17 protein-coding genes are annotated in these 20,068 nt (G+C 62.1%); 5 read left to right on the top strand and 12 right to left on the bottom strand.

Annotation, left to right across the window (positions count from 1 at the left end; all coding sequences use genetic code 11):
* Positions 1-3: 3 nt before the first annotated feature.
* Genes ASE26_RS18285 through ASE26_RS18270 form a run of 4 tightly spaced genes read right to left on the bottom strand, consistent with a single transcriptional unit; the run spans position 4 to position 4,616 of the window.
* Entirely contained in the window at positions 4-1,917 is a 1,914-nt protein-coding gene (locus ASE26_RS18285) for a glycoside hydrolase family 97 protein (protein ID WP_156397803.1), read from the bottom strand.
* 31 nt (positions 1,918-1,948) lie between these two features.
* On the bottom strand, positions 1,949-2,308 hold the full coding sequence (locus ASE26_RS18280) for a polysaccharide deacetylase family protein (RefSeq protein WP_057246686.1): 360 nt from the start codon (positions 2,306-2,308) through the stop codon (positions 1,949-1,951).
* Positions 2,309-2,313: 5 nt separating this feature from the next.
* Positions 2,314-2,673 (bottom strand): polysaccharide deacetylase family protein, encoded by a 360-nt coding sequence (locus tag ASE26_RS18275; protein ID WP_057246685.1) that lies wholly within the window; start codon positions 2,671-2,673, stop codon positions 2,314-2,316.
* On the bottom strand, positions 2,670-4,616 hold the full coding sequence (locus ASE26_RS18270; RefSeq protein WP_082507039.1) for a sialate O-acetylesterase: 1,947 nt from the start codon (positions 4,614-4,616) through the stop codon (positions 2,670-2,672). The genes ASE26_RS18275 and ASE26_RS18270 overlap by 4 nt, the downstream gene beginning before the upstream one ends.
* Before the next feature lie 232 nt (positions 4,617-4,848).
* Here ASE26_RS18270 and ASE26_RS18265 point away from each other — a divergent pair, with 232 nt between their 5' ends.
* The 3 genes from ASE26_RS18265 (at position 4,849) to ASE26_RS18255 (ending at position 9,509) form a co-directional block, all read left to right on the top strand.
* Entirely contained in the window at positions 4,849-6,387 is a 1,539-nt protein-coding gene (locus ASE26_RS18265; protein WP_082507040.1) for an alpha-L-fucosidase, read from the top strand.
* Positions 6,388-6,540: 153 nt separating this feature from the next.
* The gene (locus ASE26_RS18260; protein ID WP_055923937.1) at positions 6,541-8,898 is read left to right on the top strand and encodes a sialidase family protein; all 2,358 of its coding nucleotides are present in this window, start codon (positions 6,541-6,543) and stop codon (positions 8,896-8,898) included.
* Between the two features lie 29 nt (positions 8,899-8,927).
* Entirely contained in the window at positions 8,928-9,509 is a 582-nt protein-coding gene (locus ASE26_RS18255) for a hypothetical protein (protein ID WP_057246684.1), read from the top strand.
* A 30-nt stretch (positions 9,510-9,539) separates the two neighbouring features.
* Here ASE26_RS18255 and ASE26_RS18250 read toward each other — a convergent pair whose 3' ends face one another.
* The 3 genes from ASE26_RS18250 to ASE26_RS18240 all read right to left on the bottom strand — a co-directional run bounded on the left by ASE26_RS18250 (position 9,540) and on the right by ASE26_RS18240 (position 12,115).
* Positions 9,540-10,574, bottom strand: a complete 1,035-nt coding sequence (locus ASE26_RS18250; RefSeq protein ID WP_057246683.1) for an NADP-dependent oxidoreductase — start codon at positions 10,572-10,574, stop codon at positions 9,540-9,542.
* Between the two features lie 44 nt (positions 10,575-10,618).
* Positions 10,619-11,422 carry an oxidoreductase gene (locus ASE26_RS18245; RefSeq protein ID WP_055923945.1) on the bottom strand — a complete coding sequence of 268 codons (804 nt, stop codon included), beginning with the start codon at positions 11,420-11,422 and terminating at the stop codon, positions 10,619-10,621.
* An 84-nt stretch (positions 11,423-11,506) separates the two neighbouring features.
* Positions 11,507-12,115: a TetR/AcrR family transcriptional regulator gene (locus tag ASE26_RS18240; RefSeq protein ID WP_057246682.1), complete on the bottom strand. Its 609-nt coding sequence runs from the start codon at positions 12,113-12,115 to the stop codon at positions 11,507-11,509.
* Positions 12,116-12,293: 178 nt separating this feature from the next.
* Here ASE26_RS18240 and ASE26_RS18235 point away from each other — a divergent pair, with 178 nt between their 5' ends.
* Together ASE26_RS18235 and ASE26_RS18230 are read left to right on the top strand one after the other, a co-directional pair.
* Complete coding sequence (locus tag ASE26_RS18235) at positions 12,294-13,337, top strand: non-reducing end alpha-L-arabinofuranosidase family hydrolase (protein ID WP_229207042.1); 1,044 nt, start codon at positions 12,294-12,296, stop codon at positions 13,335-13,337.
* 23 nt (positions 13,338-13,360) lie between these two features.
* On the top strand, positions 13,361-15,979 hold the full coding sequence (locus ASE26_RS18230; RefSeq protein ID WP_057246681.1) for a glycoside hydrolase family 3 C-terminal domain-containing protein: 2,619 nt from the start codon (positions 13,361-13,363) through the stop codon (positions 15,977-15,979).
* A gap of 8 nt (positions 15,980-15,987) precedes the next feature.
* Here the strand turns inward: ASE26_RS18230 and ASE26_RS18225 are convergent, their stop codons facing one another.
* The 5 genes from ASE26_RS18225 to ASE26_RS18205 are packed head-to-tail and all read right to left on the bottom strand — an operon-like array spanning position 15,988 to position 20,060.
* Entirely contained in the window at positions 15,988-16,392 is a 405-nt protein-coding gene (locus tag ASE26_RS18225) for a hypothetical protein (RefSeq protein WP_055923954.1), read from the bottom strand.
* Position 16,393: 1 nt separating this feature from the next.
* Positions 16,394-16,855 carry an SRPBCC family protein gene (locus ASE26_RS18220; protein WP_055923957.1) on the bottom strand — a complete coding sequence of 154 codons (462 nt, stop codon included), beginning with the start codon at positions 16,853-16,855 and terminating at the stop codon, positions 16,394-16,396.
* Positions 16,856-16,864: 9 nt separating this feature from the next.
* Positions 16,865-17,980, bottom strand: a complete 1,116-nt coding sequence (locus ASE26_RS18215) for a ferritin-like protein (RefSeq protein WP_055923960.1) — start codon at positions 17,978-17,980, stop codon at positions 16,865-16,867.
* Positions 17,977-19,551, bottom strand: coding sequence for a GMC oxidoreductase (locus ASE26_RS18210; protein WP_057246679.1), 1,575 nt, complete (start codon positions 19,549-19,551; stop codon positions 17,977-17,979). The genes ASE26_RS18215 and ASE26_RS18210 overlap by 4 nt, the downstream gene beginning before the upstream one ends.
* Positions 19,548-20,060: a hypothetical protein gene (locus ASE26_RS18205; protein ID WP_055923965.1), complete on the bottom strand. Its 513-nt coding sequence runs from the start codon at positions 20,058-20,060 to the stop codon at positions 19,548-19,550. The genes ASE26_RS18210 and ASE26_RS18205 overlap by 4 nt, the downstream gene beginning before the upstream one ends.
* Positions 20,061-20,068 lie beyond the last annotated feature (8 nt).

Below are 20,068 nucleotides of genomic sequence, written 5' to 3'. Positions count from 1 at the left end.
CGCTCAGCGGAACACCGCGACAAAGCCGCCGCGGGGCTTGAGCGTCACACGCGTCTTGCCGGAGGCCAGTTCCTTCTGGCTGAACTCGCGCGGTCCCGCGCCATCGGTGATCATGACACCCTTGCGGCCGCCGATGAAGGACAGGTCCAGCTCGACAGTGCGCTCGCCCTGGTCGGCATTGATGCCGGCCACATACCAGCTTCCACCCGCCTTGCGCGCCACGACAACGTGCGAAGCCGGATAGCCCGCGAGGAAGCGGCTGTCATCCCAGCGCCGCGGCAGGTCGCGCAGGAAGCCGCGCACATAGTCCGGCACCGTCGCCATCCCTTCCGGGATCTCCGCGAAATGCTGGATGCCCGACAGGAACAGCACCGACTGGGCCAGCTCGAAGCCGTTGCGGGTGATGCGCTTGATCTGCCCCATATCGCCGAACACCATCGGCGTGAAGTCCATCGGGTCGAACAGGTTGCGGATCATGGCGGCGTTTACCGCATGGCCCGGTACGGCATCGTGCTCCTTCTGGTCGAAGGTAGTGAACTCGAAACCACGGATGGCTTCGGCCGTCATCAGGTTCGGGAAGGTTCGCTCCAGGCCGCGCGGCAAGGTGGCGCCATGGAAGTTGACCAGCAGGCCGGCATCGGCGGCATCGTTCAGGATATCCACGTAATACTTGATCATCGAGACGCCATCGCCACCAAAAAAGTCGACCTTGACGCCCTTGATGCCCATGCTGCGCAGGCGCGCGAATTCCTTTATCCGGGATTCATGCGTCAAAAGCTTGTCGCGCGGCGTCTGCGGCGCCGCATTCCAGGCGCCGGCGGAGTTGTACCAGGCGAGCAGGCTCACACCCTTGGCGGCGGCATAGCCGGCCAGCTCGGCCATCTTGTCATAGCCGATCTGCTTATCCCATTCGGCGTCGACCAGCGTATAGTCCCACTTCATGTCGGCCGCATAGTCGATAAACTTCTTCTGTACCTCGAATACCGTGGCGCCATCCTTGAGCAGGGGCCAGCTCCAGGATGCATGGCCGGGCTGGACCAGCCTGGAGTCGAACTTGATCGCCGGCGCAGCAAGGTCGGTGCCAAGGGTGGAGTTCATGACGGTGTCGAGCGCTCCCACTGCGATCACGCGCCACGGAGTGGTCAAGCTGCCCTTGGTTTCCGCCAGCAGTTTGCCATTGGTGAAGACTTCCTTTGGCGTCGGTCCATCGATACGGTACACGCCACCTGCCGAGCTGGTCGCCAGGCGCGAGGCGTGGAAACCGCCGTCCATATTTGCTTCTGTCAAGGCCACCCAGGTGTCGCCGCTGCGGAACAGGGCCGGGAACACCCAGCCTGATTTCAGCGGGGCTGGCTGTCCAACCGGAATGTCGACCTGATAATGCTCCTCGTAGGAAGGGTTGGTCCTGCCCCAGCCGCTCTTGGCCACTGCCATCGGCTGCAGGAAGGCGCGCGACTTGGGATCGAAGGCGAAACCGGTCGCCTCGCTGACGAAACGCTTGGCAGGGAGCGCCGGATCGGCAACGATATAGCGAAATGCCACGCCGTCGTCCGAGACACGGAACACCACATCCATCTTGTTGCCGGCCGCGTTAACCAGGGAGTACACCTGCTCATTGGCGCGATACTGGATCTCGCGACGCTTGCCAACCGCCATTTCATACTGGTCGGAGACCAGCTTGACCGGCGAAGTGTTCACCAGTTTCAGGTCATGCGATAAATCGGCACCGGCCAGCTTCAAACCCAGCGGTGAAGGCAGCAGCACTGCATGCCCATTGCGCTTGACGGTATATGACAACGTCTTGTCCGGGTTGACGGCAACCGATACGTCCAGTTGCCGGTTCGGGCTCTCCAGCGCAAGCACCGCACCGCTGGCCAAGGCCAGGCCCAGTAACACACTCAGTTTCTTCATCTTCATATTCGTCTTCGTTGAGCAGTAAATCATTCAATCATTCCCATCGCAATTGCACGACCTTGTAGCCGTTATCCCGGATGGCATTCAGGAGAGCCGGAAGCGCCTCTGCCGTTGCCGCGTTCGCATCGTGCATCAGGACGATGCCGCCGCCGGCGGCGTGCAGCCGCTGCACCAGGCGCTCCACCAGCGCAGCACTGCGCATGTCGTTAGGCTTGTAGTCGTCGATGCCTACGTCGACCGAGGCCACTGTGATCTTGCGCTCCTTGAGTACCGCCAGGGTGGCAGGTGTCTCTTCCAGGAAAGGAAACCTGTACGCCGCCGGGGCATGACCAAAGACGGCGCCAAAAGACTGCATTCCCTGCTCCAGGTCAGCCAGTTGCGCGGCCGTTGTCATCGACTTCAGCGACGGATGCGCAAAGCCGGGGTATGGCCGGCCCGCACCACGCGCTGCCCCAGCTCCGGGTATTTGGCGAGATTGGCTCCGGTCATGAAGAAGGTCGCCTTCGCGCATTGCGCTTCGAGAGCTTGCAACACGCGGTCAAGAGTCTCCGGGAGCGGGCCGTCGTCAAACGTAAGGACTACCTCGCCGATCTGCAAAGGCAGGGGTCCGTACTGCACCGTCCCGTAAGCCGCGTACTCATGCTTCAGCGTCAGCACGCGCGACGTGCCCAATGCGTCCGGGCCGCACGCGCCGGCAGCGCTGCCGCTGCCGGCGGCAAACAGCAGGAACAGTGTCCAGGGCAACGCTAACGACTTCATTTCACCTCCAGTTCGAATCCATTGGCAGGCAGGTCGTCCGCGCTGAACAGGTTGATGAATGGCGCGTCGGCCCAGGCGTAGCGTACTTTGCTTATGCCCGGTGTCGCGGCGCCGTGCAAGGTGACCGTGTCGCCGCTGGCAGTCGCGTGGGCGTATTTGCACGCGTCTTTCCCGCAGACCTCGAATCCGATCGCCGTGTCCGACGAATAGGTGCGCAGCCCGCCGTTGGTATCGGCAAATCGGATCACGATGTCCTTTCCGCTGCGGCGTGCGGATACTGCTTGCGGTCCGCCTGGCGTGATCGCTTCACCGTATGCGACCACCCGGGCGGCCCTGGCCAGGCGTGCGCCGACGATCGATTTCTGCGCCGGATGGATATCGGAACGGTCGCCGAAATCGAACGTCACGGCCAGGCCTGCGTGCGGATCGTTGCGCACCGCCGCCGACTGTGCCTCGCGTAGTTCGGCCCACGCAGAATAGCCAGGCCTGGTCGCCACCGACCCGAATGAGGTCAGCTGCGCGACCACGAACGGCAGGCCAGGCTGTGCAAATGTCTTGCGCCAGTCGTCGAACAGCAGCGGCAGCAGGCGACGGTACTCCCGCGCGGCGCCAGCGTTTGCCTCGCCTTGGTACCACGCCGCCAGTTTGAACTTGTACCCCCGCAGCGGTGCGAGCATGCCGTTGTACAGCGTGGTCAGGCTGGTCGGCGGTTCCCATGGCGTAGGGGGCTGGGTAGCCTTGAAGCGGGACCCGATCTGGTACTTCCAGCGCGCCGGCAAGACTATCCTTGAACCGTCCGCCGTCAGCAGGACCCGCTGGTCCGCCGGGCTCAGCAGCCCACCGCCGTTATCGTCGTCCAGGACGCGGACCGCGATGACGTTCCGTCCCGCCCTCAGCACACCCTTCGGCACCGCGTACTCGCGCCCAGACCACCAATTGGTGCTGGCGCCAACCCGCACCCCATTGACCCAGGTGGTGTCGGCGCTCGCAATCTGCCCAAGCAGTAGCTGCGTCACGCCAGCGGCCTGCTGCGCGGTCAGATCGAGCGTGCTACGGAACCATGCGACACCGCGATGTTTTCTGACCGCTTCGATGCCGGATTCGCTCCAGCGCCCGCCCGGTTCCATCCCTGGCCAGGCGCTGTCGTCAAAATCCGGCCCGGCCCAGGCCTGCTGCGCGCGGGCGGCTGGATCGACGCTGGCCCACCAGGCTTCCTGCCGCTCTTCCTCGGCACGCATGCCCGCTGCCACATCAGCTCCATACGCATCCACCACGTCCAGCGCCTGGCCATAGCTGCCAGACTTGCGCATGGACTCACCGCTGATCCAGCTCTGGATCGAACTGCCGCCCCAGCTGGCATTGACGAAACCGACCGGAACCCCGTACTGGCGGTGCAAGGTGCGGGCCATGTAATAGCAAACGGCGGACGCCTGGCCGGTGGACTGCGCTCCAGCCACCTGCCATTGCGGCGCCGTCTTGAATTCATCACGCAGCACTGGCGAGCTGTCGCGCACGATATTGGCGAAGCGGATGTGCGGATTGGCAGAGAAGGCGACATCCATCGGCGCATTGGTTGCATTGGCCATTGGCAGCTCCATGTTCGACTGCCCGCCGCACAGGAAGACGTCTCCCACCATGATGTCATTCAGGGTGGCAGCACTGCCGTTTGAGCTGACGCCCAACACATAGGGCCCTCCCGCCGCCATGGCCGGCAGTTCGGCGCGCCACTTGCCGCGGCTATCGGCCGTGACTTGCACCGTCCCGGTGCCAAGCGTCACGCTCACGATGGCGGCAGGCGCCGCCCGGCCCCAGGTCACGATGGGCTGGCCGCGCTGCAGCACAGCATGATCGCCGAAGATCGCGGCGAAGGACGGGGCCTGTGCCGCGGCAACCGGCGGGGCGCCAGCGGCAAATGCAAACGTTCCCACGGCTGCGAGCAGCATTTGCTTGATGTGATGCCTGTTTATTGACGATTTCATTCGTTGCGGTCTACCGGCTGGCTGGATCAACCTCATTGTGCGAGCGGCGCCAAAGCGGTGGCAATTGCGAAAGTTAACAAGCAGGCCAACGATATTTCGCACTTTCCCCCAAAACGCACGGCATCGCTTGCCCGGGCGGTCGAATGTAATTAACCTGTCTCCGCCATCTGAAGTTCACAATATCCGGAGACCACCCATGCCCAATCGCCGCGCCACGCTGCTCGCGTTTGCCGCCCCACTGCTTACCTTGTGCGTGCCGATCCCGGCAGTCCACGCCGAGGATTTGCCCGTCCAGTTGAGCACCGTTGCCGGTCCGTTCCGCGCGGACGCCGCATCGTTCAAAACCTACCAGGCGCCCGACTGGTTCCGCGACGCCAAGTTCGGCATCTGGTCGCACTGGGGGCCGCAATCCGTGCCGCGCGCCGGCGACTGGTATGCGCGCAATATGTATATTTACGGTACCGCGCAATACAAACACCACCTTGAGCACTACGGCCACCCATCGAAGTCCGGCTACAAGGACATCATCCCCCTGTGGAAAGCCGAGAAATTCGACCCCGAAGCGTTGATGGCCTTGTACAAGAACGCTGGCGCGCGCTACTTCGTCAGCATGGGCGTGCACCATGACAATTTCGACCTGTGGGACTCGCGCCATCACGAGTGGAACGCCGTGAAAACAGGTCCAAAGCGCGATATCGTCGGCGACTGGAAGAAAGCCGCCCTCAAAGCCGGCTTGCGCTTCGGGGTTTCGGAGCACCTCGGCGCCAGCTACGGCTGGTTCGCACCCAGCCATGGCTACGATCAGGCCTGGCCCATGCTGGGCGTGGACTATGATGGCGCCGATCCGAAGTACGCCTCGCTCTACCATCGCGCCCACAACCAGCCGTACCGCAGTTCAAGCACCTGGTACACCACCGATGCACGCTTCCACCAGGAATGGTTCAACCGCATCACCGACCTTGTGACGCGCTATCAGCCAGACCTGCTCTACTCCGACGGTGGCATTCCTTTTGGTACGGTAGGGCGTACCCTGCTGGCAAACTTCTACAACGCCAGCATCGCCAACCACGGCGGCAAGCTGGAAGCGGTCTACAACCACAAGGAGATCGGTTCCGGCGAGTTCATACGCGAAGCCGGCGTACAGGACGTGGAGCGCGGGGTCATGGATCACATCAATCCCCTGCCCTGGCAAACCGACACCTCCATTGGCGACTGGTTCTACAGCGAGGGCTACAAGTACAAGAGCACGAGCGAAGTGGTCCATATGCTGGCCGATATCGTCAGCAAGAACGGCAACCTGCTGCTGAACGTGGTGCAATACCCTGACGGCAGCTTGCCGCCGGAGCCAATGCGCTTCCTGCAGGAGATGGCGGCCTGGATGGCCATCAATGGCGAGGCCATCTACGGCACCCGTCCCTGGAAGACCTTCGGCGAGGGTCCGACAAAGGCATCGTCCGGCCACTTCAAGGAAGATACCGCCTACACGCCGCAGGATATCCGCTTCACCACAAAAGCGGGAGCGATTTACGCCATCACGCTCGGCACGCCAGCCAAGCCGGTGCGCATCGAGTCGCTGGGCCGCAAATCCGGACTCGAGCCGCGTGCGGTGAAGGCAGTCACCCTGCTTGGCAGCAGCACGACGCTGCGCTGGCAGCAAACCGATGAGGCATTGACCATCGAGCTACCGGCCAGCCTGCCGTCGCAAATGGCCTCCAGCTTCAAGGTCAGCTTCTAATACCGTGTAAATCTTTACAACTTCCTGCACATTCAAGGTTTTCTAGCCGCGAATGCGAAAAATGGTTTTGGCCTCGACGTAGTCTGGTTCTGTCGGACCATCCGGTCCGATATTCCAACAATCACGGCATCACATTTTTCTTGGAGCTTAAGGATGAAGAAGCAAACCCTTGCCCTCGCCTGCCTCGTGGCAGGCCTGGCGGCAGGCTGCGGTGGCGAAAGCAGTCCCGCCACCCAGTCGCCATCTTTCGCCGCTACCGTCACCACCAGCAGCGCCGCCGGCACGGCAACCGGCAGCCGCTGGATGAACGTCAAATTCGGCGGCAGCGGCTACGTGCCCGGCCTGGTATTCCACCCTACCAGCCCGAATGTCCTGTACGCGCGCACCGACATGGGAGGAAGCTATCGCTGGGAGGCAGCGACCTCGACGTGGATTCCGATTACCGATGGTTTCGGGATTCGCGAAGAGTTCTTCAACGGTGCCGAAAGCATTGCCCTGGACGCCAGCGACGACAAGCGCGTCTACCTGGTCACAGGCCTGTACGACTGGGCCGGCAGCAATGGCCGCCTCTACATCTCCAGCGATCGCGGCGACAACTGGACACATGTCGACCTGCCCTTCCGCGTCGGTTCCAACGATCCGGGCCGAGCCATTGGCGAACGCCTGATGGTCGATCCCAACCAGTCCTCGGTCCTGTTTTACGGCTCGCGCACAGCGGGTTTGTGGAAGAGCTCGGACCATGGCCAGAACTGGGCGCAGGTAACTTCGCTGTCGTCGTTCCAGTATCCCGCCGACCAGATCCCCAGCCTGCCCGGGCGTACCTCGGGCGGCATCGAAGGCGTATTGTTCGATACCTCCAGCACCGGCGCGGGTGCGGCCACGCAGGGTATTTACGCCACCGTGGCGCCGGACTATGCCAATGCGGCCGGCTTGAGTTTCAGCCTGTACAAGTCGACCGACGGCGGTGCCAGCTGGACGGGCATCGCGACGCCGGTAAGCGGCTACCACATCCCGCATATGGTCCGCGCCAGGGACGGCATGATCTACATGGTGTTCACCCGTGACATCGGCCCGGGCGCCGGCGGTCCCGCCAGGCTCTACAAATTTGACGGCAGCAACTGGACGCTGTTGAAGGGCTACGACACCGAACAGTGGGTCAACTTCGGTCTCGGCGGCCTGTCGGTCCATGGCTCCGGCCCGACCACCCGCATTGCACTGGGCGTCACGAATTCCTGGGGCAACTGGCAAGGCCAGCCAATCGTGCAGTTGTCGGATGACGCCGGCCAGAGCTGGCGCGAAATTGCCTCGATGACGCCGCACACCCCGTCCGGCCCGGACTTCGCCGGCTGGATCGACGACGTCGAAATCGACCCGAACAACCCCGACCGCATCCTGCATGTCTTCGGCGGCGGCGTGTGGGGAACCAGCAACGCATCGGCGGCGGCGCCGGCCTGGAACCTGGACGTGAACGGTCTCGAGGAAACTGCCACGCTCGGCCTGGCGACGCCGCCCAAGGGCGCCAGCTACACGCTGCTCAGAAGTTCGGGCGATATCGGCATGCACGTGCAGACCGAGCTCCTGAAGACGCCGACGCGCGGCCCGCGCGGCTGGTTCGGCAACGGCAATAGCGCCGACATGGCCTGGTCCACGCCTTCCTATATCGCAGCGATCGGTACTCCCGTGTGGAACACGCCCAACGTCGCCGGCGCCTATTCCAGCGACTCCGGCCTGAGCTGGACGGCGTTTGCTGCCAACCACCCTGACGGCGTGGCCAACACGGGAGGTGAATCCAACATCGCGGTCACGAAGCCGGGCCATATCGTCTGGGCGCCGTCCAATTCCCGGCCCGCCTATACCACCGATAACGGTGCAAGCTGGAGCTATACCAACCTGCCGGCCCTGGGCGCCGTAGGCATCAACCGCGGCTACCGCGTGGTTGCCGACCGCAAGAATCCCAACAAGGTGTACGCCTACAACTCGGGCGGCGCATGGTGGAACCAGTGGTCGGACAGCGCGCATTTCTGGACCTCGACCGATGGTGGGCACACTTTCACCGAAAGCACCACATTGACTGCGGCGGGCGCACTGGTGGCCGACTTCGGCCACACCTCGCTTGCAGTGAATCCGAATGCGGAAGGCGATATCTGGCTGGCCGACGGCTTCAGCATCTTCCATTCCACCGATTCAGGGGCGAACTGGACCAGGCTGGCAGCTACGGCGCCGATCTGGGGCAGACAGCCGTCCTGGATGTATCCGGAGGTGTATGGCGCAACTTCCATCGCACTGGGCAGGGCACCTGCCGGTGCCGCGTACTCGTCGTCCATTTACATCGTGGGCACGATCAACGGCGTCTGGGGCGTGCACCGCTCCGACGACGGCGGCGTGAACTGGCGCCGGATCAATGACGACAAGCACCAGTACGCCGGCCTGGGCAACCTTGCTGCGGACCAGTCGGTGCCAGGACGCGTATTCGCCAGCGCCGCCGGCCGCGGCGTCGTATTCAGCTACTGATGACGCCAGCCACAACTTTCGGAGACCCTATGAAATTCAAATCCATCCTCGCCGCCATCGCCCTTGGCGCGGCAGCCAGCAGCGCCAACGCAACCATCCTGAGCTTCGACAGCCTCACCGGCTTCATGTACGGCAACGGCTTTCCACTGGCAGCAGGCATGAACTATGACGGTTCGAACCTGAGCTATGTGGAAGCCGGTTTCCAGCTGACCTTGCACGCGCCCAACGCAGCACCCGGTTCGGCAAACCTCGGCACCGGCACGTTCGAGCCCCAGACCTTCAACTGGCACGACGGCCTCGACAACGGACTGGACACCTTCGTGACGCTGACCCGCGTTGGCGGCGGACTGTTCAACCTGAAGAGCTTCGATTACCTGGTCGATGTAAGCAAGGTGTCGGCCGACGGCAAGCTGCTCGGCGCCATCCAGGATGCAGGCAGCTGGACTGCGGCGCTGACCGGCATCGCAGAACTGCGCTTAAGCTCGGGCGCCTTCAACCAGATCGACAATATCGAGGTGGCAGAAGCGGCGAATGCCGTGCCGCTGCCAGGCACGCTGGCGCTGATGCTGGGAGGGCTGGCCGCCGCCTCCCTGGTGCGCCGCCGTAGCTGATCCCTGGCTTTGCCATACCGGGGTAGCCGGCTACCCCGGTATGGCATCACTTGCCGCCTCGGAAGCCACCATTTGCACAACCACTTTGCCTTTCGCCCGGCCTTGCCCGAGATAGGCCAGCCCCTCCTTTGCCTGGGCAAAGGGAAACACTTTATCGACCACGGGACGCAGGCGCGACGCGGCAAGGTGTTCGCCGATCTTTGCCAATTGCCGGCCATCCGGACGAACGAACAGGAAGGAATAGCTGGACGCACGCTGTCGCGCGAGACGGATGATTTTCCAGCTCAGCAGGCCGAACACGAACTTCATCAGGAAGTTCATGCCGCGCTGCCGTGCGAACGCGGCATCCGGCGGCCCGATCAGCGAGACGATCTTGCTGCCTGGCGCAACGACCTGCAGGGACTTTTCCAGCTCGCCGCCGCGCAGTGTCGCAAGTATCACGTCGCAGTCGCGCAGCAGCTCTTCGAACTCCTGCTTCTTATAATCGATCACTTCGTCCGCGCCCAGCTGGCGCACCAATTCCACATTGGCGGTGCTGGTCGTCGTTGCGACCCTGGCGCCGAACAGTTTCGCCAACTGGATGGCAAAACTGCCGATACCTCCGGCACCCGCCGGAATAAAGACCTTCTGGCCAGGCTGCAGCCTGGCACGTTCGGCGAACGCTTGCCATGAAGTCAGGCCTACCATTGGAATTGACGCGGCCTGCACAAAGTCCAGGTTCTCCGGCTTAAGCGCTGCCGCGTGCTCCGGCACCGCAGCATATTCGGCAAGCGTGCCGGCGCCCAGGTCGAAGGTGCTGGCAAAGACCGCGTCCCCGACTTTGAATCGGGTCACCCGGCTCCCCGTCTCCACCACAATACCCGCAAGGTCGCTGCCCATGGTTGCCGGCAGCCGGAGTTTGATGAGGGGTTTGAAACTCCCCGTCGGAATCATGTTATCGATGGGATTAAGGCCGGCTGCGTACACCTGCACCAGGATCTCATCCGGTTTAACCGCGGGTCGCGGAAGGTCCGCGAACTCGACATGCTTTGCGCCGCCGTAGCGCTTTAAAACGAGTGCTTTCATTGGAATTTTCCCGAATGGTTTCAACAGATACCCCGGACCTTGCGCTATGCCAGGCCCAGATCCTTGCGCAGCCCTGCGTCCACCAGGCCGGCCGGCGCGTATGAGCGTAAAAGGCGCAGGCGCCTTGCCAGGGCTCCGGCGGTGTAACGCGGTTTTGGTTTGCCTGCCAGGGCCGCTTTCAATACCGTTTCCGCTACGACCCCCGGGCCTTCGGCGCTTGCCATCGCCTGCTGCACCCTGCGCGCGACGGTGTTGCGCACTTCGCCGTATGCTTCCAGCGTGGCGTCGGGCTGCAGCAGGTTGGCGTCGAACGGTGTCCTCGTGTATGCCGGTTCGATCACGATGGAACGAATGCCCCAGTGACGCAATTCGTGGTCCAGCGATTCCGAATAGCCTTCAATGGCATGCTTGCTGGCCGCATACAATGCGCCGTAAGGCATCGGCAGGATGCCCAGCACGGAACCGATGTGTACGATGCGCCCCTTTCCCCTCGCCCGCATATGCGGCAGCACGGCGCGCGTCATGCGAACGACACCAAAGAAGTTGGTGTCGAACATCGCCTGCGCCTGTGCGATGGAGCTTTCCTCCGCCCCCGCTGGCGCCACACCAAAGCCAGCGTTGTTGACCAGCAAATCAATGCCCCCTTCCGCCGCGATCACGGCCGCGACCGCGGCCTGCACCGAATCGTCGCTCGTCACATCGAGGGAAAGCATCGTGTATGCCCCTGTCCCCGCCTGGGCGCCGCGGCGGCTGGTGCCGTACACCTTGAAGCCCGCCTCCGACAGGCGCGTTGCCGTCGCCTCGCCAATGCCGGACGAAGCGCCGGTAACCAAAGCGATCTTTTTCATGCCAGATTCCTCTCAAATCGATTACGCAATATGATGCGTATCATATTTCATGCCAAAAAAAAGGCGCCGCCGCAGCGCCCCGCTTCAACCGGAGGCCGGTAAAAATCGATTGAGCGCGGCCGCACAGAGTGCCTGCGACAGCTTGGGGTCGTCAACCGCACGCGCCACCATCGTTGTGCCAATCAAGCCGCAAACCAGGGCCATTGCCTGTTCATGCGCCTGGGGCTGGCCCCAGTCCGGCATTTGCCGCGCGAACAAGTCAATCATTTCCTTGATGTGGATGGTTGCCGCACGCCGCACCTCCGGCGCTTGCCTTGGCATTTCCGATCCCAGTGCCGAAACCGGGCATCCGGTTTCAATGGCTGCTATGTGTTCTGGCGACAGGTAGGCCTGCATCATTGCCTGCAACGCCTGCCCCGGCGCAGCTGCCGCCGCCACGCGCCCCGCCAGCGCCACCGACTCGGCGCCGGCACGATCCCCGGCTTCAGCCAGCAGCGCGTCGCGCGAATCGAAGTGCGCATAAAAACCGCCGTGTGTCAGGCCGGCCTCTTTCATGATGTCAGCGACACCGGTGCCGCTGTAGCCGGTACGGCGAATGGCGCGCGCCGCGACCTCGACGATACGCTCGTGCGTTTCCTCTTTACGAGTTGGCAACTGTTGCTTTGTGGTTTTCTTTGACATGACGATCATCATATACCATAACCGCGCAATATAAAACTACCGAGGCTGTTTATTATTTCTAGCAACCGGTCTGGAACTTATTGACGTATAGAAACCGTCTACCCTAGAGTGAGTTTTCGCAAATTATCAATAGAGAGGCAGTACGGCAATGCCGACTGCTCCCTTGCTGCCCAGAGGAAGAATCTTGAACGTGAAAAAATGCATTCTCGGCGTGACCATCATGACTGCCCTGACAGCGTGCAGCGGTCCCAACAGCATTTCGGGCGGCACTGAAAGCCATGCGACGTTTGGCTGGGAATCGAGCGCGCCACTGATATCGCCGCAACCGGATACGAAGCAGGCAATCTATGCCGTGAAAGACCCGTCGATTGTCCGTGTGAACGGCAGGTACCACGTATTCATGACGACCGCCGGATCGGCAGGCTGGGGGCTCGCCTACACCAGCTTTGAAAAGTGGTCGGAGGCGCCGAGCGCAAAGATAGTCCCGCTTGACAGGTCCCCGATGGGGCCGGGGTATCGCGCTGCACCGCAGGTATTCTATTTTGCTCCGCAAAAAACCTGGTACCTCATCTATCAGGGCCCGGATCCACTCTACTCGACGTCGAACGACATCGGCGATCCGGCGTCCTGGAGCGCACCTAAACCGTTTTTTTCCGTCGCTCCCGATATCATCAAGCAGCCGCAGGGCAATGGCTGGCTGGATTTCTGGGTGATTTGCGACGAAAAGAAGTGCTACCTGTTCAATACCGATGACCACGGCCGCATGCTGCGCTCCGAAACCGATATAGCCCGCTTCCCGAATGGCTTCCACAACACGGTCGCCGTCATGAACGAAAAAAGGGAGGACCTGTTCGAGGCGAGCAACACCTACAGGATCGCCAATACACAAACCTACATCACCCTGGTGGAAGCAATTTCTCCGCAGGGGCGCTACTTCCGGATCTGGAAAAGCGACGGCCTGGAAGGAAAATGGGAGCCATTCTCTTCCGCCCCCATGAATGCCTTCGCCAACCGCACTAACGTCGAAAAGATCTGGTCGGAAGGTATCTCTCACGGCGAAATGGTCCGGACCAACGCGGACCAGACAATGACCATCGATCCTTGCCGGCCGCTCGAATACCTCTTCCAGGGCAATGACCCGGCAGTGCCTGTGGATGACTACATCAAGATCCCGTATCGCCTGGGGGTGATCACCGCCAAGGGTGAAAATCCAGTCAGTGCGCTCTGCCGCTAACCGAACCGGCAGGAAAATCTGTCATGAACATCGATCGCAGGTCCGTATGCGCCAAGGCAGCGGCCATTGTCATCGGCATGTATGCCTTGTCGGCACAGGCATACAGCGGCGGCAGCGCGGCCGACCTGGTGGCGCAAATGACGCTGGAAGAGAAAGCCAGCCTGTTGCAGCACGACTCCCCGGCCATCGCACGCCTGGGCATTCCCGCCTATAACTGGTGGAACGAAGGCTTGCACGGCGTTGCCCGCGCCGGCAACGCCACGGTCTTCCCGCAGGCCATCGGCCTCGCGGCGACCTGGAACAGTGCCCTCATGAAGCGGGTCGGCGATACGGTCGCCACCGAATTCCGCGCCAAATATCTTGAAACGGTCGGCGCCGACGGCGCCACTGGCATTTACCGGGGCTTGACTGTATGGTCGCCCAACGTGAATATCTTCCGCGATCCGCGCTGGGGCCGCGGCCAGGAAACCTATGGCGAAGATCCCTATCTGACCTCGCTCATGGGAGTCGCGTATATCCAAGGCTTGCAAGGCGACGACCCGCTGGCGCCAAAGGTGTCGGCTACCGTCAAGCACCTGGCGGTTCACAGCGGCCCCGAATCGGATCGCCACCGCGATGACGTGCATCCTGCGCCGCGCGACCTGGTCGAGACCTACCTGCCCGCATTCCATGCCACCGTCACGCAAGGCAAGGCCTTGTCGGTCATGTGCGCCTACAACGCCGTGGATGGCGTGCCGGCCTGCGCCAACGTGCCGCTGCTGAAGGACTTCCTGCGCGGCGCCTGGAAGTTCCGGGGCCATATCGTATCGGATTGCGGCGCCGTGGCAGACATCCATTTGGACGGCGCACACCGCTATGCCAAGACGCCGGAAGAAGCGGTTGCGGCGGCAGTAAACGCCGGCACCGACTTGGTCTGCGAATTTGGCGGCTCGCCGACCGCGGCGCCTGCGACCACGGTGCGCGCCGTCAAACAGGGCTTGTTGGCGGAAGCCGCCCTCGACCGCGCCATACAGCGCCTGCTGGAAGCGCGCATCCGGCTGGGACTGCTCGAAACGCCAGGCAACCGGCCCTACCGGCAAATCAGCGCCAAAGACTACGACACCCCGGCGCACCGCAGCCTGAACCTGGAAACGGCACGCCAATCGCTCGTGCTGTTGAAAAACGACGGCCTGCTGCCGCTAAAGAAAGCGCCACGACACATTGCTGTGATCGGGCCGAACGCCCACAGCATCGATGCGCTGGTGGGCAATTACAGCGGCACGCCGAGCAGGCCAGTCACAGTACTGGACGGCATCCGTGCCCGTTTCCCGAATGCCCAGGTGAGCTATGTCGAAGGTACGGGCTGGGTCGCCCCGCCCCTGCAAGACCTGCCGCCTGGCAACCTGTACTCCGACGCCGCATGCACCCAGGCCGGGTTGAAGCTGGAGCGCTTTGACAACACCAGGCTGCAAGGTACGCCGAGTGCATCGGAAACCATGGCGCAGGCCCAGTTCAAATGGGGCTGGCCTGACGCATATGAACGCCAGACTTCAGCGCGCTGGTCCGGCTACGTCCGCGCCGCAGAAAGCGGCATGCACAATTTCCGCCTGAAAGGCGGCCAGCCCTACCGCATTCGCGTCGATGGCCAATTGGTGGCAGATTTGTGGGACATCGCCTGGCCGACTGCAAAAACCGAGATCAGGCTGCAGGCCGGTAAAGTGTACCGGATCGAAATCGAGGCACAACAGACCGGCTGGAGCGGCGAGCAGCGCCTGCAGTGGAGCAAGCCAAGTTTCGACGATACGGCTGCGCTGGAAGCAGCAAGCAAGGCTGACCTGATCGTTTATGTCAGCGGCCTGAACTGGGAACTCGAAGGCGAGGAGATGTCCGTGCAAGCGCCCGGCTTTGCCGGCGGCGACCGCACCAGCATTGACCTTCCCGCCCCCCAGGAAGCGCTGCTGGAGCGCCTGGCAGCACTCGGCCGGCCGATGGTGCTGGTGAATATGAGCGGCAGCGCCATGGCTCTCAACTGGGCCGAAGGCAATGTGCCGGCCATCATCCAGGCCTGGTATCCGGGCGGCGAAGGTGGACAGGCTGTGGCCGAACTCATCGCCGGCGACTTCAGCCCGTCCGGCCGCCTGCCGGTGACGTTCTACAAAGCGGCCGCGGACTTGCCTCCATTTAAGGACTACAGCATGCAAGGGCGCACTTATAAGTACCTCAAGGGCGCGCCACTCTATCCGTTCGGGCACGGCCTCAGCTACACGCACTTTAGCTATTCCGCCAGTGCGGCAACGCCAAAGACCGTCTGCGCCGGATGCGGCATCAAACTCTCGGTTGACGTAAAAAACGATGGCAAATACGCGGGTGATGAGGTGGTTCAGGTGTACGTCAGCCGTCCCGGCGGCAGCGCGCCGACCAGCACGCTGACCGCCTTCACCCGCGTCCACCTGGAGCCGGGCGAGCGGCGCAGGATCGCATTTGCGCTGGATGGCAAAGCAATGAGCACGGTCGACGCGAAGGGCAACCGTATCGTGGAAGCCGGCAGTGCCATCATTTGGGTCGGAGGCGGACAGCCCGCCGGGGCAACGGTGCCACATCCGTCCAGCGGCGTGAGGCAGCAACTGACCGTTAAAGGGCGACGCCAGTTGCCACAGTTCTGAGTGACGTATCAGGGCTTGAAGTAATTGCGATCCGCCGGCGCCTCATGCAGCGTAAACGTGTGCTGGTAGTCCGGCGGATACACGTCGATGATGCGGTAGCTGCCGGATGTTAGCCAGTTCCCCTCCGTCCAGCTGCCATCGGCGTTCAGTTTCTTGTAGATGGTCTGGCTCTCGACGAAGACCCTGCCCCAGAACAGCCATTTGCCATCGATATTGTGGACGTAATAGACGCGCACAGGGTCCAGCTGGAAGATGCGGGCACTCGGCTTGTCCTTGAATTCGAACACCCTGCCCTCCACGTCCTGCAGCGTAATCGGCTTCTCCCGGTGCCGCGACAGGTTCAGCAGGTCGGCGGGGAATCCCTGCTCCGTAGTCAGTTGAAGTGTGTCGTTGATTTCCACATAGCTTCCCATGTCAGCTCCTTGATTTTGAACGGCCAAAGCGCTCGATAAGGTTATCCAACCCGCGCTGGTAAAACGAGCTCAGTGCATCTTCCGTGTAGCGGAATGTCGAGGACCAATGCACCATGCACGTCTGGCCGGGAACGATCTCCAGCACGCGGATCTGCGCCTGGTACTCCTTCACTTGTTCGCCCCAGGCCCCGGCCTGCCACTTGTAGCTGTACCAGCGATTGGGGTTATCCATCGTCACCAGCTCTTCGGTCGTCGTGGGCTGTCCTGGAAAGGTCAGCACCCGCCGCAGCATCGGGATCTCGGTTTGCTCAGGATCGACCTCCGACTCCGTGATATCGGGATGCCAGTGGTGGATGGTGTAGAAACCACCAACCACCGACCATACCGTGTCGGCCGATGCATTCAGTTCGACGGTGCTGACTACATGTCGCAGCTCGCCGGCCTGCTGGGGTGTCGATAACATGGCGGCTCCTCAAAGATTGATCAGGCGGAAGCAAGGGCCGTACGTGCCCCGGCCATCAGGAATCGGAATCTGCATCAGGGGCCGCGCCGTTTTTTCCAGCTCGAACATCAACTCGATGGCGCGCCACATCGCGCCCTGCCCGCCCTCGCCCCAGGCGCTTTCCAGCAGCTGGATCGCCTTCGAATAAGTGCGGTCAAAGCCAAGCAGCAGGTCGCCAACCTCCTGGCTCACTTCATCGGCGCGGTAGCCGCCTTCCGGCACCTCTGCCATGGGCCAGGCCTCTGGGAATTCGAGCGGCGCCCCGAATACGTACTTCTTGTTGACCGGGTCGTACTCGATCTTGCGCCGCTCGCGCACTTCCCAGAAACGGTAGTAGTGCGATAAGGACGCCAGGCCCTTCTCCGAAGGGTCGAGCTGCACCGCGCCCTCGCCCTGCGTCTTGATCCAATCGATAGCGCTGACCACTTTTTCAGGGGCATCCACCACAAACCAGGACAATGGCCCCGCGACCTGGTGGTCCGGCGTCATTTCCGGCTTCAGGCTATCGAATTCATGGGCAATGGCGTCGTACAGCGCCCCGATGGTACTGGCGTGCGTCCCTTCGTGATCATGGGCGTGCTTGTACTTGCTGTCGTAAGTGCCGATCTCCATCGGTGCTTCCGGCAGTTCAATTTCCATGAAGTCGTCCAGCGTTGCATCACTCAGGCCGGCCAGCCCGATGTGAAGTTCGGGATGGACGCCGCCTGGCAATGCGCATGGATAATGCAGCCCGCCGCTGGTGGTGTCGTAGATATGCGGCTTGCCACCCAGCGACGCGAGCATATTGCAGGCCAGCGCCATGTGCAGCATTTCCTCCTGCACCACGTGCCGGATCGACTTGGCCACCGGATCAAGATTGTCCTTGATCGACCACAAGGCGCACAGGTATGGGGGCAGCGTGGCAAACTCCAGCAGCACTGCCTGCTGCAAAGTCTTCTTCAGCAAGGCAAGCCGCTCTTCCGGGCTGACTTTCACCTCCAGTTCGGCATGCATCAGGCACGCAACATTCTCCTTGATGCTCGGATTGCGGGCACTCAGGACCTGACACACACGGTCGTGCAGGCTGCTGGCGGGGGCGGTAGTCATGGTTGGGCCTTGTTGATTGGGTGGGCAAGGAAGTGATCGGACAGGCGCATCGACAGCGCCGTCAGCGTCAGTGTCGGATTAACTGCGCTGCCACTCGGGAAGACGCCGTTCGAGCAGAGGTACAGGTTGTCGGTAGCGAAAACTTTCAGGTCGCTGTCGGTGACCCCCATCTCCGGCGTCGCACCCATGCGGCAGGTGCCGGTGGTATGGTGCGCACCCGGGTCTTCCGTCTTGGCGTACACCACTTCGTAACCCATCTTGACGATAACTTCCTGCATCAGGTCGAGATTGGCTTGCGTATTGATGTTTTCCTGCTCGGTACGACTGAAGCTGACCGTCGTCAGCGGCAGGCCGAACCTGTCATAGCCCTCGGCGATCTGCAGGCGGTTGTCGAACTTGCCCTTCTCCTCCATGAAAGCCTGCAGCTCCATCTCCATCGGGCCGCTGACGATCGTGTCCACCTCTTCCGGCGTCTTCCCGGCGATCATCAAGGCGGCGATGTCGGTATTGGGGCGTACACGGTCCTTGAACAAGAAGATCTTGCCGATCTTCTGCCGTTCCGGCGTATCGTAGCTGCGCGACATCAACGTCGGGAAGTCGTACTCCTGGAACCACCGGTTCGGATTGGCGGGGGTACGGCCCCGCACCTTGAGCATGGAGTGCGAGATGATGAAACGCCCCAGCAGGTCGTGGTCATTGCCGACGCCTTGCGGCCAGTATTGGTTCTTCGATTTCATGAGCAGCTTCGGCGTTTCATAGGAGCCGGAACAGATGACGTAACGGCTTGCCTGCACGATGTAGTGCGTACCGGTTGTGTTGTCGATGCAATCGAGGCCGTCCACGTCCTCTTTGCTGCGCATGCGCACTTCCGTCACTGGCGTGTTGGCGCGCAGTTCGAAGTTCACAAAGCGTTTGTTGTCCGTCATTTCCGTCAGCACGTTCTGCGCGGAGAAGCGGGCCCCGAAAGGACAGTATTTGCAGGTGCCGGTGGTCAGGCATTTCCGGTAGCGGGCAATCGGCATCTTGCCGGGTTTGATGCCCAAAGCCTGGAAGGCTTCGATCATCTCGCCATCGGCCGCCGTCCAGGCGAAAGGCGGTGCCGGATAGGGCTTGCTGCGCGGCGACCAGTCCTCGGCGTCGTCGCCGCAGACGGACAGGAATTCCTCCGCCTGGTTGTAATAGTCCTCCAGGTCGTTGTAGCCGATTGGCCAGTCGGCGCCTTCACCGGTATTCGTGTAGAGCTGGAAGTCTTCCGGCTTGAAGCGCAGGCTCCAGGCTCCCCAGTGCATGGTCGAACCGCCAACCGCCTTCACTCGCGTACCTGCCGATAGCCAGTTCACGTTGCCGGTGGACGGCACTTCCCAATCCTGGTCATACGTGAAGTCGTACGGCGCACGGTTCAAGGTGATGTAGTCCCACCAGGAGCGCCGGTCGCGCGACGGTATGAACGGACCGGCTTCCAGCATCAGGATAGCGGTTTCGGGGTCGTCCTCCAACAGGCGCTTGGCCAGGCTCACCCCCGCCACACCGGATCCCACGATGACATAGTCATAGACTCGGCTGGCAGTCATGAGTTGTTCTCCTTTGGTTCGTACTGCCGCACCAGCGCATGCTCGTTGTAGCGCGAACCCTTCACATAGCCGTGGTAGTTCTTGCCGCCGAAGTGCTTGAAGCCGCTCATCATCACTTGCAGCTTGATGAATTCATCGACCACGTAGCGCTTGGCGTGGGCCAGGCGCGTGCCTGGCGGCCCGGGCGGGATGCCGTTCGCCAGGAACAGCCTGCGGTATGCCTCCCCCTCGCCGTACATCGCCACCAGCTCCCTGACCACATAGATGGCGTTGACGTATTCGCCGGTGTAGCTGGGCGCAAGTTCCGATTTTTGCTGCAGCATCTCCAGCCACGAGCTTTTCAGGTTCGACGACTCGTAGCGCACGTTCTTCCAGGTCACAGCAATCTGTTTGAAGATGTCCCACAGCGCTTCCTTGTTCGCATGCGTCAACGCCTGGCCGTCACCGGGCAGCAGGCTGGGGTCCACTTTGGCCTGGCATACCGGCCCGCCGATCAGATCCATCACCATGTCCCTCC

This window comes from Duganella sp. Root198D2 (genome assembly GCF_001428585.1).
GTDB lineage: Bacteria > Pseudomonadota > Gammaproteobacteria > Burkholderiales > Burkholderiaceae_D > Rugamonas.
The sequence above is the reverse complement of the archived record's forward strand: the minus strand, read 5'-3'. Positions and strand labels throughout refer to the sequence as shown.

Bases quoted from the DNA above. Each gene is read 5' to 3' on its own strand.
- ASE26_RS18285 (WP_156397803.1), bottom strand. From the start codon at position 1,917: ATGAAGATGAAGAAACTGAGTGTGTTACTGGGCCTGGCCTTGGCCAGC.
- ASE26_RS18280 (WP_057246686.1), bottom strand. From the start codon at position 2,308: ATGACAACGGCCGCGCAACTGGCTGACCTGGAGCAGGGAATGCAGTCT.
- ASE26_RS18275 (WP_057246685.1), bottom strand. From the start codon at position 2,673: ATGAAGTCGTTAGCGTTGCCCTGGACACTGTTCCTGCTGTTTGCCGCC.
- ASE26_RS18270 (WP_082507039.1), bottom strand. From the start codon at position 4,616: ATGCTGCTCGCAGCCGTGGGAACGTTTGCATTTGCCGCTGGCGCCCCG.
- ASE26_RS18265 (WP_082507040.1), top strand. From the start codon at position 4,849: ATGCCCAATCGCCGCGCCACGCTGCTCGCGTTTGCCGCCCCACTGCTT.
- ASE26_RS18260 (WP_055923937.1), top strand. From the start codon at position 6,541: ATGAAGAAGCAAACCCTTGCCCTCGCCTGCCTCGTGGCAGGCCTGGCG.
- ASE26_RS18255 (WP_057246684.1), top strand. From the start codon at position 8,928: ATGAAATTCAAATCCATCCTCGCCGCCATCGCCCTTGGCGCGGCAGCC.
- ASE26_RS18250 (WP_057246683.1), bottom strand. From the start codon at position 10,574: ATGAAAGCACTCGTTTTAAAGCGCTACGGCGGCGCAAAGCATGTCGAG.
- ASE26_RS18245 (WP_055923945.1), bottom strand. From the start codon at position 11,422: ATGAAAAAGATCGCTTTGGTTACCGGCGCTTCGTCCGGCATTGGCGAG.
- ASE26_RS18240 (WP_057246682.1), bottom strand. From the start codon at position 12,115: ATGATGATCGTCATGTCAAAGAAAACCACAAAGCAACAGTTGCCAACT.
- ASE26_RS18230 (WP_057246681.1), top strand. From the start codon at position 13,361: ATGAACATCGATCGCAGGTCCGTATGCGCCAAGGCAGCGGCCATTGTC.
- ASE26_RS18225 (WP_055923954.1), bottom strand. From the start codon at position 16,392: ATGGGAAGCTATGTGGAAATCAACGACACACTTCAACTGACTACGGAG.
- ASE26_RS18220 (WP_055923957.1), bottom strand. From the start codon at position 16,855: ATGTTATCGACACCCCAGCAGGCCGGCGAGCTGCGACATGTAGTCAGC.
- ASE26_RS18215 (WP_055923960.1), bottom strand. From the start codon at position 17,980: ATGACTACCGCCCCCGCCAGCAGCCTGCACGACCGTGTGTGTCAGGTC.
- ASE26_RS18210 (WP_057246679.1), bottom strand. From the start codon at position 19,551: ATGACTGCCAGCCGAGTCTATGACTATGTCATCGTGGGATCCGGTGTG.
- ASE26_RS18205 (WP_055923965.1), bottom strand. From the start codon at position 20,060: ATGGTGATGGATCTGATCGGCGGGCCGGTATGCCAGGCCAAAGTGGAC.